Raw genomic sequence first — 16697 nt, 5'->3', positions numbered from 1 at the left:
CCAGTTCACGGGAGATTCCGGATGAACAACCCCTCCGTACCGACCCAGACCGGGACCGCGACGCCGATGGCCAGGCTGCGGGACGCGCCGCCGGCCGCGCCCGCCCTGGCGCCCGGGCACTTCATCCCGCTGCCGGGTGGATTCGAGCTGTGGTCACAGGGCGTGCTCCGCAGCGGCGGGTTCCCCATCGCCGGGCTGCTCGACCTCGGCGACCACGAGTACGCGGCGGCCGCCGACCGCTGGCTGGCCGAGCCCGGCGACGACACGCGGCGGGGCCTGGCCGCCGCGGCGGCCCGCGCGACCGTCCGGCAGGCCGAGCTGCTCGGCCGGATCGCCCGCCGGCCCGACTTCCTGGAGGCGGTCGGCTGGCAGAACCCCGACGTCGTCGAGCCCATGATCGTGCGGCTCGGGCAGCTGGGCGCCGACGCCCCGAACAACCACCGGCTGCGCAAGCGGCAGCGGATCGTGGCCAAGTACTGGGCGCGGTACTGCGCGAAGAACGAGACCATCGGCTTCTTCGGGCCGGTGAGCTGGTTCGACTTCCGCGACGGCGGCGAGCCGCTGCGGATGCGGCCCGGTCCGGCCCTCATCGCCCGCGGCGAGCTGCACCTGGAGACGTGGGCCGTGGACGCCCTCGCGGCGCGGCTGACCGCCGATCCGCAGGTGCGACCCTGGGTCGCGCCGCGCCGCCACCCCATCGTGCACCTCGCCGGGGCCCGGGTGCGCACCCTGGGCGGCCCGGTCGATCTCGACGAGGAGGAGGCACGGGTGCTGGCGCTCGTCGACGGCCACCGGCTGCCGGCGGAGATCGCCGCCGAATGCGGCGTCGAACCGAGCGTGCTGCACAAGACGCTGGAGTTGCTGGCGGCCAGGGAGCTGCTGATCTGGGACCTTGAGCCGCCGCTCGTGCAGCATGCCGAGCGCGAGCTGCGCGGCCGGCTCGACCGCATCGGCGACGCCACGGTCCGGGGCCGGGCGATCGCGGCGCTCGACCGGCTCGAGTCGGCCCGCGACGCGCTGGCCGACTATCGCGACCCGGATCAGCTGCGCCGGCTCAACGAGCGGCTGGAGCACGAGTTCACCGCGCTGACCGGGGTGGACCCGGCGCGCCGGCCCGGACAGTCCTACGGCGGGCGGCGGCTGGCCTACGTGGACTGCGCCCGCGACGTCGCGCTGTCGTTCGGTCCCCAGGTGTTGCGGGCGATCGCCGAGCCGCTGTCGCTGCTGCTCACCAGCGCGCGCTGGTACGTCCACGAGGCGGCGGAACGGATGCGCCGTACCCAGCTCGCGGCGTTCGACGCGATGGGCGTCGAATCGACGAACTACATGCAGCTGGTGCTGGGCTGCGCGGACACCTTCCTCACCCCCGGCAACCGGCCCCAGGACCAGGTGGCGCGGGAGTTCGTCGCCGGCTGGCGGGCCATTCTCGGCCTGGACACCGACGCCCGGGTGGTGACGCACCGCAGTGACGCGCTGCGCCAGCGGGTGGCGGAGGTGTTCGCCGGCGGGTACCCGAGCTGGGGCTCCGCGCACACCCACAGCATCGACCTGCTCCTCGCGGCGCGCGGAGCGGCCGAGTTGGCCCGCGGCGCGTTCCAGCCGGTGCTCGGGGAGTTCCACATCGCCTACTGCCCGTTCGAGACCCCGTGCTTCAGCTGGCCGCATCCGGACCGCGAGGAACTGCGGGCGATGCTGGCCACCGTCATCCCGGCCAGCAGGGTGATCCTCAGCCCGGTCAAGGACTACCCGCGGGTGACCGCCCGGACCTATCCGTGGCTCAACGACGCCCGCGACTGGCGGTTGTGCGTGTCGGCGTACCCGCCCCGCGGCGACGAGCGGCTGCTGCCGCTGTACGGGCTGGAGGCCCGCCGGGACGGGGACCGCCTCATGCTCGGGTTGCCCGGCGCGGCCGAGCGGTTCGAGGTCATGGACGTCGGCGGCGCGTGGCTGACCTGGGATCTGGTGGACGCCTTCAAGCAGGTGGTCGGGACGCGGCCGCACACCCCCAGGGTGGTCGTGGACGACCTCGTCATGTTCCGGGAGACCTGGTCGTTCCCCATCGACGGGCTGGACTGGATCTCGGCCCGCAGCGATCCCGAGCACTTCGTGGCCGCGCGGCGCTGGCTGCGGGCCCACGGGCTGCCGGACATCGTGTTCGCCTCGATCAGCTCCGAGCCGAAGCCGATCTTCGTGGACTTCCGCAGCGAGGTCCAGGTGGGCAACCTGGCGCAACTGCTGCGCGCCGCCGGCGCGACGGCGGGCGCGACGGTGACGATCAGCGAGATGCTGCCCGCGCCGGACCAGTCGTGGCTGGCCGACGCGGCCGGCAACGTCTACACCTGCGAGCTGCGGCTGTTGTTCGCGGACCGGGCGCCCGGCCCGACCGGGTGAGCCGGGGCGGTTCGTCTCGACCGGGGCGGCCGGCCCGCCATCGGGTCAAGGGGCCGCGGGGGAACCAGTTGCGGCGGGCCGCCACCGGCGGCGCGGCGACCGGCCGCCGAGCGTTGCGCGTCGGCGGCCGGAAGGCGGTGGGGATGACCGGGGGCTATTCGGCGAAGGTGACCGGGAGCGAATCGAGGCTGCGGACCGACGTGGCGCGCAGCCGCACGGGCGTACCGGCCAGGCGCAATGGCGTGGGCGCCTCGTGCAGGCCGGTGACCAGCCCGCGGAGCGCCGCCCGGCCGAACGCCTGCCCGACGCAGCCGTGCATGCCCCAGCCGAAGCCGAGGTGCCGGTTCGGCTTGCGATCGAGCACCAGCTCGTTGGGCTCGGGGAACTCCTCCGGATCGCGGTTCGCCGCGGCGAGCAGCGCGATCACGCCGTCGCCGGCCCTGATGGCGACGTCCCGGATCTTCGTGTCCTGGGTGGCCACCCGGCTGGTGACCTGGGCGGGGCCGTCATAGCGGATCAGCTCGTCGATGCCGGTGTCCAGCAGGGCGGGATCGCGCAGCCGGTCCAGCACGTCGGGCCGGCGCAGCAGGGTCAGCGCCACGTTCCCGCAGGCCGCGAAGATCGCGGCGAAGCTGCCGTTGAAGAGCAGGCCCAGGTTTTCCTTCATCCGGTTCGTGGAGAACTCGTTGGTGTCGGCGCTGTTCTTCAGCACCGCCACCGCGCCGCCCCGGTCGGCCGCGGCCCCCCAGGCGTCTTCGATCAGGGCGCCGAGCTGCGCCCGGCCGTCCTGGCCGACCTTTGAGTTCTCCGGCTTGACGTCGGCGTTGTAGCCCTGCGCGATGGCCTCCGACACCCGCTTGAAGGTGCCGGGCTCGGGCTCCCGCAGGCCCAGGAGCTCCGCCGTGATCGCGGCGGCCAGCGGGGCCGCGACCTCGGTCATCCAGTCGAAGACCGGCCGCGACGCCAGCGCGGCGAAGAGCCGGTCCACGTCGGCGCGGATGGACCCGGCCAGCTGGTCGATGTCCTGGGAGTGGATGGAATTGACGATCAGCCGGCGCAGCGCCTTCTCCCCGGCCGGATCGAGGCCGTCCGACAGCGCGGACGCCTGGAGGTTCTGCCGCGCCTCGGACGCCGTCCCGCCGATCTGCTTCCGGTCCTGGGTGAACCGCTCGTGATCGTTGAGCACGTCCCGGCATTCGGCGTAGCGCGTCACCAGCCAGGACTGCATGCCCTCGCTCCAGAGCACGGCGTGGCGCTGCTGCAGCCCGGCGTAGAAGGGATATGGATCTTCCAGCATGGCGGGGTTGTCCGGACCTAAACCTGGCGCAGAGGTCATGATGTCGTCCCTTCGGTTCACCGTCGCGCGGCCACCGGCCGGCGCGGTTGTGCGTTCGCGCGGATCACGGGGCGCCGCACGGGCACGCGGCCGCCGTGGCGACCGCGTGCCCGTCAGCGAAACCCCCGTCCGGTCGTCGGACCGCTCAGCCCTCCCGCAGCGCGAACCACGACTTGTGCAGGCGCTCCATCAGCTTCGGGTCCGAGAAGTCGTGGTACGTCAGCTGCGCCTGGGCGGTGGCGAGCAGGTCACCGCTGCGGGCCCAGAGCCTCGTGTCGGCGCCCAGCACGCCCTGCCCGGCGTGCGCGCCGGTCGCGTCCGCGAGCAGCCACTGGTCCTCCGGGTGGAAGGTGTGGAAGTCCACGGTGAGGTTCAGCGTCGGGGCGATGAACCGCAGCGGCGGCGTGAAGGGGTCCGCCACCACCGGGAACATCATCCCGGCGCAGATGATCAGATAGCGGCAGGCGTCGACCCAGGGGTCCTTCGCCCCCTCCCCGTTGGCGATCCGCTGCCAGCCGCGAATGTGCGCGTCCCGTCGGGGCGTGAAGCGGCGCTCGATGAGCTCCTCTTCGGACAGGCCGCTCAGGTCCGGGTACGCGTGGGTGGGCTGCATGCCCTTGACCATGCGGAACTCGAGCATCTTCCAGTACGGCTGGTCGCCCAGCAGCTGGGCCGCGTCCGGATAGAGCAGGGTGCCCGGCATGTCCTCCGGCTCGGTGACCTCGGGGGCCTCCTGCCAGTTCTCGTTCGGTCCCGGCAGGTCGGTGGGCGCGGCGGTGGCCAGCGCGACGAGGATGTCGTTCCCGTTCTGGGTCATCCGCACGAGGTGGGAGTCGGCCCGTTCCGTGACGCTCAGGGTGGTCACTTCGAGATCGACCGACCCAAATGTCGCCTCGTGCAGGTAATGGCAGGTCAAGCTGACCGGCCGTGCCATGTTGCTGGCCGATTGGGCAGCCCGCAAAGCGATCCCGGACAGGTATCCGCCGACCGGCGCCCACAGCTTCCAATCTTCGGATACGTTGCCGCGGTACTTACCCTCGGCGGTTTGTTCGACGGCAGTTTGCTGCTCCAAGGACTCCATGTTGGGTTCCTATCACGAGGCTGACACCGGTCGGTAGCAGCGCGGATGGACGAGGACGGGCCGTGCCGGGACAGGGATTGGCGTTGCCGGAAACAATGGTGATGAACAGCTGAGCGAAACGGCTGACGGATCCGAATTCAGCCGTACCGAAAGGCGCCGCCGCACCGGGCCGCGGACCCGGTGCGGCGGAATTCAGCGGACGGAGATCGGGACCTGGGTGGGGCCCCGGCGGTTGAGCAGGATGTTCCATTGCGGATCTGCGGTCAGGGTGAGGTCCGGGAACCGGCGCGCCAGCCGGCCGAACGTCTCCTGCCCGAGCAGCCGCGCGAGCGCGGCGCCGAAGCAGGTGTGTATGCCGCGGGCGAACGAGAGGTGGTCCTGCGGGCGGTTCCGCCGCAGGTCGAGGTCGTCGGCGGTGTCGCCCCACCGCTCGGCGTCGTGGTTGGCCGCCGCGATCGACATCACGACCGCCGCCCCGGCCTGGATCTTCTCGCCGTGCAGCTCGGTGTCCCGCAGCACACCACGGACGGCGATCTGCAGCGGCGCCTCGTACCGGAGCAGCTCCTCGGTGGCGTCGTTGTCCAGCGACGGGTCATCACGCAGGACGCGGGCCTGGTCGGGGTGGCGGGCGAGTTCGAGCGCCCCGAAGGCGAGGTGGTTGGTGGTCGGCTCGGGCGCGGCCACCTGAAGCAGCAGGACGTGCTCGACGGCCTCCTCCGGGGTGGGGTGGTCGTCGCCGTCCGCGGCCACCAGCCGGGAGATGACGTCGTCGGCCGGGTGCGTCCGCTTGTGCGCGCAGAGGTCCGTCAGGTACGCCCGCATCTCGTCACTGGACCGGACGATCGCCGCGGACACCTCCGGACTGGCGATGGGCTCGGTGATGTTGACGATGTCCGAGGTCCAGGCGTGCAGCTGGGGCCGGTCCGCGACCGGCGTGCCGAGCAGCTCCGAGATGGCCAGGAACGGCAGCGAGCCGGCGAACGCCTCGATGAACTCGGTCTCGCCCTTTTCCCCGATGGCGTCGAGCAGCTCGTCGACCAGCCCGGCCGCGCGCGGCCGGAACGCCTCGATGTGCGCCGGTGTCAACGCCCGGGCCATCTGCCGCCGCCACCGGGTGTGCTCGGGCGGGTCACGGAACAGGATGTTGGCGATGCTCTCGTAGGGCACGCCGTTCTGCGCCGGCCCCGCGCTCAGCTTGCGGTGGTCGACGGTGAACCCCTCGCGGTCGCGCAGGACCTCGTCGATGTCGTGGTGCCGGGTGAGCAGCCACAGGCCGTCCATGATCTGGTACGCCGGCGCGGACTCGCGCAGCTCCTTCAGCACGGGGTACGGGTTGGCCACGAACTCGGGGTCGAGCGGGTTGTAGCTGACCGTCATCGCGGCTCACCCACCTTCTCGGCCTTGCGGGGCAGTCCCGCCGCCGCGAGATCGTCGGCGTAGCGCGCGAACTCCCACTTCGGGTGGATCTGCTCCAGCGAGGGGATCAGCTCCATCGCCGCCTCGACGTAGATGTCCGGATTGATCTCGATCATCTCCCGGGCCAGTTGCCGCGCGTACCCCTTGTTGCCCTCCCGCTGGTGGTACGCGGTCAGCCCGACCCGGCAGAGCAGGTTGTCCGGCTTCTCGTGCCGCACCTTCTCCAGCAGCTCCATCGCCTCGGTCTTGCGTCCGGCGCCGTAGTTGATGTAGGCGAGCGCCATCAGCAGCCCGGGCGGCGGGTTGGGGTCCAGCCGGAGCGCGCGTTTGATGGAGCGGCTCGACTCGAGGCGTTGATGGCCCTCGGCCAGCGCCATCCCGCGCATGGCGTGCGGCCAGGTCAGACACGGGTCCAGGGCGACCGCCCGGTCCAGGTGCTTGACCGACTGACGCCAGTTGCCCTCCATCAGCTCGACGATCCCGAGCAGGGCGTGGCAGCTGCCGGCGTTCTGGTCGATCGAGAGGCCCTTGGTGGCCAGCTCCCGGGCCCGGTCGATGTTCGACCGGTCCAGCGTCCACCCCTGGGCGAACTCCTGGGTGTACGTGCCGGCGAGCAGCCCGTACGCGGTGGCCAGCTTGGGGTCCTCGTCGATGGCGCTCTGCAGCAGGGCGCGCGCCTTCAGCATGTGCTCCTTGCGCAGCTGGCGGAGGTGGTAATAGCCCCGCCACAGGGCCTCGACCGAGATGAGGCTGCTGGGCGGCTTCACAAACCGCTCCAGCTCGGAGGTTTCCAGCTTGTAGCCGACCGCCTCGAGGATCCGCTTCACGATCTCCGTCTGGACGGCGTACGTGTCGGTCAGCTCGGAGTCGAAGCTGTCCGACCACAGCGACCGGCCGTCCTGGGCCTCGATCAGGTCGGCCTTGATCTGGACCCGGTCCTCCTTGCGTTCGATGGATCCGCGCAGGACGTACCGCACGCCCAGTTCGGTGCCGAGCCGGGCCGGGTCCACATTGCGGCCCTTGTAGCTGAAGGCGGTCTCGAAGGAGATGACGAAGACGTACCGGCTGCTGCGCGACAACGCGTTGGTGAGCTCCTGGGTCACGCCGTCGGTGAGGTATTCCTGCTCCTCGTCCCCGCTGACGTTCTCGAACGGCAGCACGACGATCGAGGCGCCCTTGGGCACCGTCGGATTCCTGGGCGGCTTGCTTATCCCGAGGGCGTCGATGACGAGGCCTCGCAGGTACGGGCGAAAATCCACGTTTATTCTGGCCATCCGCGCCTCCGGTCAGCTGTCAGCGAGGTGCTTCCCCGCATTCCTCGTGATCCTCCGTGGGTCCACCGACGGCGCGATGCAGCCCATCGTCACAGGAAACGTGATGCCGAGGACCGGTTCTCGAATGGGGGTGGCAGGCGGCACCCCGGCATGGCGATACATTGATCCTGGCCATAGAGCCGGCCCGGTCGCAACCGATCAGCTCGACGCGCGAGTGCGGAAAAACCTCAGTCGCCCCGGCCGGCACGACGTGCGGCGCGACCGCCCGCACGGCGCGACCGCCCGCACGGCGCGACCGCCCGCACGGCACGGCCGCCCGCACGGCACGGCCGCCCGCACGGCACGGCACGGCCGCCCGCACGGCCGGATTGCGGCCGGCGCGTAACGGGCGGCTGAAGCGCCGTCGGCGGCCGGCGGGTACGGCGCGGCCGGCGTCGACCCGTGGCCGGGCCGCGGCCGGCGTGCGGCGCGGTCGCTCAGGCCCTGGTAGCGGTGATGAGGTACGGCGTGCCGTCGGAGATGCCGAGGTCCGGCCGCGGCTGCGCGGCCACCTCGGTGAAGCCGGCCGCGGCGAGCGCATCCAGGATCGGCTCGGGCCGGTCGAGATGCATGAACGGCAGCTCGCCGCGGGTTTCGGCGGTGTAGTGCTCGGCGAAGACGGCCGGCACGTCGCCGTCGTCCCAGTCGGTGAACCAGAAGCCGTCCACGGCCACGAACCGACCGCCGGGCCGCAGCAGCTCGCGCCAGTTGGCCATGGCCCGGGCCGGCTCGCGCAGCGTCCAGAGGAAGTGCCGGCAGGTGAGCGCGTCGAAGCGGGCCGGCGGGAAGCCCGGCGCCACCGCGTCGTCGAGCCGGGCGTCGACGGTGAGCCCGCGGGCCGACGCGTTGGCGGCCAGCTCGTCGAGCATGGCCGGGGCGAGGTCGATGGCCGTCACGCGGTGCCCGAGCGAGGCCGCGGCCAGCGCGAGGTACCCGGTGCCGCACGCCACGTCGAGGACGTCGCAGGGCGGGCCCGGCAGGACCGCGGCCAGGGCGTCGACCCACCGCTGGTACGCCGCCGAGCCGTATTCGGCCACGTTGCCGTCGTGGGTCTCGTAGCTGGACGCGGCCGTGCTCCAGAAGGTGGTGATGTGCGCCTGCGCATCGGTGGGGTCCTGCAGCGCCGGATGCCGGCCGCTGCCGCCTGACTCGCCCATGCCCGTTCCTTCGCTCGTCATTCGCGGGGAAGGTGCAACTCCGGCCCATTGTGGCAGAACGCGCCCCCGTTTCGGGCCGGCGTGACCGGCGCGTCGGCCGGCCGCCCCGCCCCGGTGGCGCTGCCCAGGAAGTCGGCCACCAGGCGCAGGAAGCCGGGTTGGTCGCCGCGGTGGACCTCGTGGCCGCTGCCGGGCAGTTCCCGGGCCGCGGAATGCCCGGGCAGGCACCGCCGGACCTGCCCCCAGTGCTCGTCGTCCAGCATGCCGCCCCGGCGCGGATTACCGCGCAGCAGCAGCGCGGGCACCGTCAGCCGGGCCAGCAGCGGGATGAGCGGCCCGGCGGCGGCGCCATCGGAGATGACGCTGCGGTAGACGTCGGGGTCGGTGTCGCACACGTCTCCGAGCAGGCTCTCGCGATCCACCGGATCCCAGTCGCGGCAGATGAGGGCGATCCGCCGCGCCACGTACTCCCGGGGTTTGCGCATCATCCCCAGGAAGTCCCGGACCACCGGCTGGTCCGCGGTGCCGGACATGTCCGGCGGCAGCTCCTCCAGGACGAGCCCGCCGAGGGCCGGCGGCGCCCGGTCGGTGAAGGCGCCGGTGGCCAGCGCGAGCGCGGCGGCCGCGCCCCAGCAGTGCCCGATCAGCCACGGCGCGTCGAGACGCAGCGCGGCGATGAGCTCGCGCAGGTCGGCGGCGACCTCCGGCAGCCCGTACGCGCCGACCGGCGGCCGCACGCTGGACCCGCTGCCGCGCAGATCCACCGCGTACGCCCGCATTCCCGCGGCGGCCAGCGCCGGCGCGACCCGGGACCACGTCGTCCACGAGCTGCCGTTGCCGTGCACCAGGATCACGGCCGGCGCGCCCGCGCCGAACCCGGCCGAAGCGCCGAACCCGGCCGAAGCGCCGAACCCGGCCGAAGCGCCAAACTCGGTGAGCGCGCCGGGGCCGGCCGGCCAGGCGCGGTAGTGGAACCGGCCCGCGGAGAGGTCGACCCGGTGGGATTCCCCGGCGGCAGCGATCACGTGGCCTGCCTGGTCGGCTGACCTCCGGTGGCCCGGACCATGGCCGCGATGCTGCGGACGTCCCGGAAGTTTCCGGCGTACAGCTGCTCCGGCGGGATCTGCGAGCCGAGCTCGTCCTCGATGAAGCCCAGCAGCCGGGCCGTCTTGAAGGAGTCGAGCACGCCCCAGGCCAGCAAGGGGGTGTCCTCGGTGAGTTCCCCGTTGGCGTCGCCGTCGAGGAACTCGGTGCGGATGAACGCGAGCAGGTCGCACGTCAGCTGGTCTTCGCCCACCTCGGCGCCCTTTCCACCGGCTCGCCGGCCGGCTGGTCATGGTCGTACCGGCTCAGTGCCACCCGATCCACCTTCCCATTGCCGGTGCGCGGAAGCCCAGCGACGATATGGAACCGGTCGGCGATCATGTACGGCGGGAGATGCTCCGCGCTGTGCCGCTTGAGCGCCAACACGCCCGGCGTCCGCCCCGGCGCGGGAACCACGAACGCCTCCAGGCGTACCTCGGCCCCCGCGCCCGTCGTCACGACGGCGGCCTCCTCGACGTCCGGGTGCGCGGCGAGCGCCGACTCCACGTCCCCGAGCTCCACCCGGTATCCCCGCACCTTCACCATGAGATCGCGCCGGCCGACGTAGTCGAAGGCGCCGCCCGGGAGCACCCGGACGATGTCCCCGGTGCGGTACGGACCCCGATGCCGCTCCCGTCCCCAGTAGCCGAGCATCACGGTGGGGCCGTCCACCCACAGCTCACCCTCCTCCCCCACCGCGGCCGGCCGGCCGTCGCCGCCGACGGCCCACACCCGGTCCCCGCTGGCCGGCACGCCGATCGGCGCCGGCCGGTCCCGGCCCAGGTCGGCGGGCGTGACCTCACGGAACGTGCAGACGTTCGTCTCGGTCGGCCCGTAGAGGTTGAGCAGCCGGGCGCCGGTCCAGCCGGCGAGCCGGCGTACCTGGGCGATCGGGAAGGGTTCGCCGGCGAACAGCACCGCGCGCAGCGCGGCCGGCGGGGGCCGGTCCAGCAGGCCGCCCTCGCGGATCATCAGGGTCAGCGCCGAGGGCACGGAATACCAGACGCTGATCCGGTCCCGGTGCAGCAGCTCGACGAGCCGCCGCGGCGCGTACGCGAGCTCGCTCGGGATGAGCCGGACCATGCCGCCGCGGGCGAACGCGGCGTAGAGGTCCAGGACCGACAGGTCGAAGGTCAGCGCGGCGTGGTTGGCGAACCGGTCCCGCGGGCCCGCGTCCAGCTCCGCCGCGGCCCAGTCCACGAAGGACCGGGCGTTGCGGTGGCTGATGCACACCCCCTTCGGCACGCCGGTGGAGCCGGAGGTGTACAGGATGAAGGCCGGATCGTCGTCGTCCACCCGCGCGTTGACCGGCTCGACCCGGCCCGGCGGAACCGCGGCGGTGTCCAGCCAGGGCAGGCCCGGCCCTGGCTCGTCGCCGGCCATTCCCGCCGTCGGCGCCCCGGCGCCGGCCAGCCGCACGGCCCGCGGCCCGGCGCCGGCCAGCTCGGGTGGCCACGGCCCGGCGCCGGCCAGCTCGGGTGGCCACGGCCCGGCGCCGGCCAGCTCGGGTGGCCGCGGCCCGGCGCCGCAGATCAGCCGGGCGGCGCAGTCCCGGACCAGGACGGCCGCCCGGGCGGCCGGGGTGGCCGGGTCCACCGGCACGTACGCGGCGCCGAGCCGGAGGACGGCCTGCATGGCCACGACCACCGCCGGCGACTTCTGCGCCCAGATGGCCACCCGGTCGCCGCGGACCACACCGGCGGTACGCAGCCGGGCGGCGACCACGTCGGCCCGCCGGTCGAGTTCGGCGTAGCTGAGCGTGCCCCCCGCGCCGGACAGGGCCGGCCGGTCCGGATACCGCGCCGCCGCGTCGACGACGAGCTGGTGCAGGCTCATAGCCCGGCTCGGTTGACGAGGATTTCCCGCTGGATGTCGTTGCTGCCGGAGAAGATGACGCCGGGGACCGAGTCCCGCAGCTGGGCCTCGATGCCCGGGTCGGCGAGATAGCCGGCGCCGCCGAAGACCTGCACGGCGTCCAGGCTGTTGGCCACCGTCGCGTCCGAGACCGCCAGCTTGGCCATGGCCGTCGCCGTCGGGTCCGCCCGGCCCTGGTCGAGCAGCCAGCAGGCGCGGTAGAGCAACAACCGCGCCGATTCCAGCCGCTGCATCATGGTGGCGATCCGGTGCGACACCGCCTGGAACGCGCCGATCGGTCGGCCGAACTGACGCCGCCGCTTGGCGTGCGCCACGCAGCTGTCCAGCTGGCGGCGCATCTGGCCCAGGTAGATGGCGAACAGGCAGCTGCGTTCCCAGCCCATGGAGTGCTGGAAGATGGCGCTGCCCTGGCCCTCGGCGCCCAGCCGGTAGCGTGCCGGCACCCGGCAGCCGGCGAACTCCACCCGGGCGGCCGGGCAGGCGTGCAGGCCCATCTTCGTGAACGGCTCGCCGACGGTGACGCCCGGCAGCCGGCGGGGCACCGCCAGGGCGGTCTGCCCGAGGAACCCGGCGGTCGGATCGGAGGTGCCGTACACCACGAAAATGTCGGCCGCCGGGCCGTTGCTGACGTACGACTTCACGCCCGTCACGACGTACGCGTCGCCGTCCCGCGCCACGGTGGTGCGCAGGGCGCTGATGTCGGATCCGGCCTCGTCCTCGGTCATCGCGTTCGCGGCCACCAGCTCCGCCCCGACCAGGCCGGGCAGCAGTTCGGCCCGCGTCGCGGCGTCGGCGAAATCGCGCACCGGTACGGCGCAGGCCAGCAGGTGCGCGCCGATGGCGAAGGCCAGACCGGTGTCCGCTCCCCCCTCGGTGAATGCCTCGAGGCACAGCGCCGTGTCGAGGGCGCCGAGGCCGCCGCCGCCGTACTCGGCCGGCAGGCACAGGCCGGTCATGCCGAGCCGGCCCGCGTCGGCCCACTGGTCCCGGGAGAACGGCCCGAGCGATCCGCGCGGCGAAACATCCGACATTTGCTCACGTACGCCCGCGAGCACCTCGTCGTAGCGCTTACGCTGCGCCGCACTCAGGTCGAAATCCATACGGGCACCATCTCGTCCGGGGCGGTGGGCCGGGTTCCAGAAGGTCGGCCGGCCGGTCCTGGCGACCCACGAGCCGAGGGCACGGTCGGCGGCCGGGCCGTTGGCAATGTGTCACAGCCGCGAGCGGGGTGTCGAGGGCGCCGGCGTCGCGCCGACCGGCGGCGGCCAGCCCGCCGGTGCCCCGGCGGGCTGGCCCGGCGTACCGGCCCCGGCGCCTCGGCGGCCCGGCCCCGGGCGCCTCGAGCGGCGCGGACCCGGCGGCCCGGTCCCGGCGGCCCGGTCCCGGCGGCCCGGTCCCGGCGGCCCGGTTCCGGCGGCCCGGTTCCGGCGGCCCGCTCCCGGCCCCCGGCGGCCCGGTCGCGACCTCGGCGGGCCGGTCCCGGTTACGGCGCGTCGAGCGGCCCGGACCCGGTGGACCTCCGGCGCCCCGGCCGTTCGGCCGGCGGCCGGCGGCCGGCGGCGCGAGCTGGGACGGAGCCACCGGAGCCGGCGCGCCGAACCGGCCGGCGGGCGCGCCCCGGGACCGCCCGCGGCGGCCGTCCCGGGCCGCCGGCGTAACGGGCGAACACCGACCACGATCCGTAGTCGAGTGATGCCCATCCATCTGTACGCACCGTGTTGACATCCATACTTCGTGGGAAGAATGTTCGTGATACCGGTACGGATCAGGGGATGCGCCACCCACCGGGACTCACCGTGGAGGGGGGAACTCACCATGGAACAACGCGTCGAGGAGGAGCCCGTCGAGGAAGAATGTCCTCGCCCCGGGCCCGTGCTCGTCATGTCCGCGCCACCCGCGCGGCTGACCGGCGAGTCAGTGCGGATCAACATCGAGGACCTGCAGCCCGCCGATTCGCCGCGCCTGCAGGGCGAGGACATCGAGCACATCCGCTCGCTCGCCGAGCTGCAGGACGAACTGCCGCCCATTCTCGTCCATCGCCGGACGATGCGGGTCATCGACGGGATGCACCGGCTCAAAGCCGCGATTCTCCGGGGCGAGCGCGCCATCGTGGCCACCTTCTACGACGGCAACGACGCCGAGGCATTCGTGATGGCCGTCCGGGCGAACGTGCAGCACGGCCTGCCGCTCTCGCTCGCGGACCGGAAGGCGGCCGCGCTGCGGATCGTCCGTTCCAACCCGCACTGGTCCGACCGCGCGATCGCCCAGGTCTCCGGGCTCTCGGCGAAGACGGTCGCGGCCATCCGGTCGGACTCGGTGGCCGCGGTGGCGGAGGTCTGCCACCGGATCGGCCGCGACGGCCGGGTCCGTCCGCTCAGTACGGTCGATGGGCGCCGGTTCGCCAGCGAGCTGATCGCGCTGAATCCGGAGTCCTCCTCCCGGGAGATCGCCCGGAAGGCCGGCATCTCGCCCAGCACCGTCCGCGACGTCCGGGACCGCCTCCGCCGCGGCGACGACCCCGTACCGACCCGGCGGCCGACCGGGCACCACACCGAACGGTCCACCCGCGAGCGCCGGCTGCAGGAACGGATCAAGACCGAGCAGCTGCCGGCGCTGCGGTGCCGGGACGACATCCTGCAGAACCTGAGCCGGGATCCCGCCATCCGGATGACCGAACACGGGCGCGCCATGCTGCGGTGGCTGCACTCGGAGAGCAAGCAGGTGGACAAGGACTGGGGGCTGTTGGCCACCCGGCTGCCCGAACACTGCATGTGCCTGGTGGCCGATCTCGCCTGCTCCATCGCCGAGGCGTGGCTGGAGTTCGCCAGCGAGATGCGCCGCCGCGACGCGCTCGAGCCGTAGCCCCGCCCGACCCGGCCCGACAGGATGGGGGCGGACCATGACAGACCCGCATCAGGCCCGCTCCGACCGCCTGTGGGGCGAGTCGTGGTACTTCGACTTCGCCGCGGTGGATGGCTCGCTGGGCGGCTTCGTCCGGGTCGGCGACTACCCCAACCTCGGCCGACGTTGGTTCTGGGCCTACCTGACGACCGGCGGGCGGGCGGTCGGCCACGCCGTCGACCGCCCGCTACCCGGTCCCCGGGACGCCCCCTGGCGGACCGACGACCCCGCCCTCCGGCTGCTGATCCGGCCCGGACCCGACGGGTGGCGGCTCACCGCCGAGGGCGTCGGGTTCGCCATGGATCTCCGCTGGCAGGCCCGCGCGGCCGCCTACTCGTACGCCCGGGGCAGCCGGCTCGAGCAGCCGGGCTGGGCGGTCGGCGACGTCGACGTCGGCGGGCAGTCGCTCCGGCTGGACGGCCCCGGCCAGCGGGACCAGTCCTGGGGCATCCGGGACTGGAGCCGGCTGGGCTGGACCTGGTGCGCCGGGTGGCTGTCCGACGGCACCCGGTATCAGGCCACCCGGCTGGACGCGCGCGGCCGGGTGCCGCCCGACGGGTACCTCATGGCGCCGGACCACCGCCCCGATCCGGTACGACGGATGGCGGTCCATCCCGACGGGGTGCGGATGAACGACACCCTGCTGGAGTTCACGGACGTCGGGCGGGTCACGGTGGACCTGCCGCCGTCGGCCGGCGGACCGAGCCAGCTCCGCCGAGCGGTGACGCTGGTCCGGACGGCGGGGCGGCAGCACGGCGTCGGGTGGCGGGAGCGGAACGTGCCCCTGCGCACGGCCCGGCCGGCATCGCTCGACTGAGCGTTCTCCACAGTCGGCCGCCCCGCACGGTCCGGCCGGACCGACGAGGGTCGCGCCGGTTCCGGCCGGATCGACGAGGGGCGCGCCCGTCTCGGCCGGGCCGACGGGGGTCGCGCCGGTCCCGGCCGGGCCGGCGTCGCCCAGACCGCCGCGCCGGCGCTGGAGATACGGCCGGCGCCGGTCAGACCGTGACGCCGTGGATGCGGCCGCGCGTCTCACTCAACGGCTGGCCGGTCCCGCCCCAGCGCGTCTGGATCAGTTCCGCGGCGATGGCCACGGCCGTCTCCTCGGGGGTACGCGCGTGCAGGTCCAGCCCGATCGGCGAGTGCAGCCGCGTCAGCTCCTCCTCGCTGACGCCGGCCTCGCGCAGCTTGCCGAGCCGGTCGTCGTGGGTCCGCCGGCTGCCCATCGCCCCGATGTAGCCGGCCGGCGTGCGGAGCGCCACCTGGAGCAGCGGCACGTCGAACTTCGGGTCGTGGGTCAGCACGCAGATCGCGGTCCGGGCATCCACGGCGGTCTCGGCGAGGAAGTTGTGCGGCCACTTGACCACCACCTCGTCGGCGTCGGGGAACCGGCGGGCGGTGGCGAACACGCCGCGCGCGTCGCACACCGTCACGTGGTAGCCGAGGAACTTGCCGACCCGGGCGACGGCCGAGGCGAAGTCGATGGCGCCGAACACGAGCATCCGCGGCGGCGGCGCGAAGGCCTGCACGAAGACCGACACCTCCGTCATCCGCCGCTGCCCGTCGAGGCCGTAGTGCCGTTGCCCGGTGACGCCCTGCGCCAGCATTCCGCGAGCGTCGTCGTCGATCGCCCGATCCAGCCCGGACGAGCCGAGCGAGCCGGAGGTCCGGTCGTCCCAGATCACCCGCCGGGCGCCCACCGGGCCGGCCCCGGTGACCACCGTGGCCACCGCCACCGGCTCGCGCCGGCGCACCGAATCGGCGATGGCCGGCAGTTCCGGAAAAGTGCGCCGATCGACGGGCTCCACATATACGTGCAGAATTCCTCCGCAGGTGAGCCCGACGGCGAACGCGTCGTCATCGCTGAATCCGTACTTTTCAAAAAATGACTCGCCGGTTTCGATCGCCTGTTTCGCGACCTCGAAAACCGCGCCCTCGACGCACCCGCCGGAAATGCTCCCCACGACCTCGTCATTGGGCGAGACCGCCATGGCCGCGCCGGGCAGTCGGGGTGCGCTCCGGAATGTGTCGACGACGGTCGCCAAGCCGAAGGTCTTACCGCTGTCGTACCACCCGAGAATTGGTTCGAGAACGTCACGCATCGCTGTTTCCTTCGGTCGGCAACGCGGATAGGACAACAGTAC

At 73.2% G+C, this 16697-nt stretch carries 13 protein-coding genes; 3 read left to right on the top strand and 10 right to left on the bottom strand.

The window, feature by feature from the left end; genetic code table 11:
* Window positions 1–21 precede the first annotated feature (21 nt).
* Window positions 22–2391 carry a lantibiotic dehydratase gene (locus tag ACFFHU_RS27745; RefSeq protein WP_377343300.1) on the top strand — a complete coding sequence of 790 codons (2370 nt, stop codon included), beginning with the start codon at window positions 22–24 and terminating at the stop codon, window positions 2389–2391.
* 154 nt (window positions 2392–2545) lie between these two features.
* Here ACFFHU_RS27745 and ACFFHU_RS27740 read toward each other — a convergent pair whose 3' ends face one another.
* From ACFFHU_RS27740 to ACFFHU_RS27700, 9 genes are all read right to left on the bottom strand, one after another.
* A complete protein-coding gene (locus tag ACFFHU_RS27740) occupies window positions 2546–3727 on the bottom strand; it encodes a cytochrome P450 (RefSeq protein ID WP_377343299.1) in 1182 nt (393 codons plus the stop codon).
* 145 nt (window positions 3728–3872) lie between these two features.
* Window positions 3873–4808 carry a thioesterase family protein gene (locus tag ACFFHU_RS27735; RefSeq protein ID WP_377343298.1) on the bottom strand — a complete coding sequence of 312 codons (936 nt, stop codon included), beginning with the start codon at window positions 4806–4808 and terminating at the stop codon, window positions 3873–3875.
* Between the two features lie 192 nt (window positions 4809–5000).
* Entirely contained in the window at window positions 5001–6185 is a 1185-nt protein-coding gene (locus tag ACFFHU_RS27730) for a cytochrome P450 (protein WP_377343297.1), read from the bottom strand.
* On the bottom strand, window positions 6182–7498 hold the full coding sequence (locus ACFFHU_RS27725; protein ID WP_377343296.1) for a hypothetical protein: 1317 nt from the start codon (window positions 7496–7498) through the stop codon (window positions 6182–6184). Before ACFFHU_RS27725 ends, ACFFHU_RS27730 begins: the two co-directional genes overlap by 4 nt.
* Window positions 7499–7974: 476 nt before the next feature.
* Window positions 7975–8694 (bottom strand): class I SAM-dependent methyltransferase, encoded by a 720-nt coding sequence (locus ACFFHU_RS27720; protein ID WP_377343295.1) that lies wholly within the window; start codon window positions 8692–8694, stop codon window positions 7975–7977.
* A gap of 17 nt (window positions 8695–8711) precedes the next feature.
* Entirely contained in the window at window positions 8712–9719 is a 1008-nt protein-coding gene (locus tag ACFFHU_RS27715; RefSeq protein WP_377343294.1) for an alpha/beta fold hydrolase, read from the bottom strand.
* The gene (locus ACFFHU_RS27710; RefSeq protein ID WP_377343293.1) at window positions 9716–9991 is read right to left on the bottom strand and encodes an acyl carrier protein; all 276 of its coding nucleotides are present in this window, start codon (window positions 9989–9991) and stop codon (window positions 9716–9718) included. Before ACFFHU_RS27710 ends, ACFFHU_RS27715 begins: the two co-directional genes overlap by 4 nt.
* Complete coding sequence (locus ACFFHU_RS27705) at window positions 9973–11613, bottom strand: amino acid adenylation domain-containing protein (protein WP_377343292.1); 1641 nt, start codon at window positions 11611–11613, stop codon at window positions 9973–9975. Before ACFFHU_RS27705 ends, ACFFHU_RS27710 begins: the two co-directional genes overlap by 19 nt.
* Window positions 11610–12752, bottom strand: coding sequence for an acyl-CoA dehydrogenase family protein (locus tag ACFFHU_RS27700; protein ID WP_377343291.1), 1143 nt, complete (start codon window positions 12750–12752; stop codon window positions 11610–11612). The genes ACFFHU_RS27705 and ACFFHU_RS27700 overlap by 4 nt, the downstream gene beginning before the upstream one ends.
* Before the next feature lie 781 nt (window positions 12753–13533).
* Between ACFFHU_RS27700 and ACFFHU_RS27695 the strand changes: the two genes are divergently transcribed.
* Entirely contained in the window at window positions 13534–14514 is a 981-nt protein-coding gene (locus ACFFHU_RS27695; RefSeq protein ID WP_377343290.1) for a ParB/RepB/Spo0J family partition protein, read from the top strand.
* A 37-nt stretch (window positions 14515–14551) separates the two neighbouring features.
* Window positions 14552–15370, top strand: a complete 819-nt coding sequence (locus ACFFHU_RS27690; RefSeq protein ID WP_377343288.1) for a DUF7064 domain-containing protein — start codon at window positions 14552–14554, stop codon at window positions 15368–15370.
* A 181-nt stretch (window positions 15371–15551) separates the two neighbouring features.
* On the opposite strand, the gene ACFFHU_RS27685 is transcribed toward ACFFHU_RS27690, so the two are convergent.
* Window positions 15552–16655 (bottom strand): XdhC family protein, encoded by a 1104-nt coding sequence (locus ACFFHU_RS27685; protein ID WP_377343287.1) that lies wholly within the window; start codon window positions 16653–16655, stop codon window positions 15552–15554.
* Window positions 16656–16697 lie beyond the last annotated feature (42 nt).

The organism is Plantactinospora siamensis (assembly GCF_042434095.1).
Classification (GTDB): Bacteria; Actinomycetota; Actinomycetes; order Mycobacteriales; family Micromonosporaceae; genus KBS50.
Note: the sequence above shows the minus strand (reverse complement) of the source record. Positions and strands in the feature narration are given on the sequence as shown.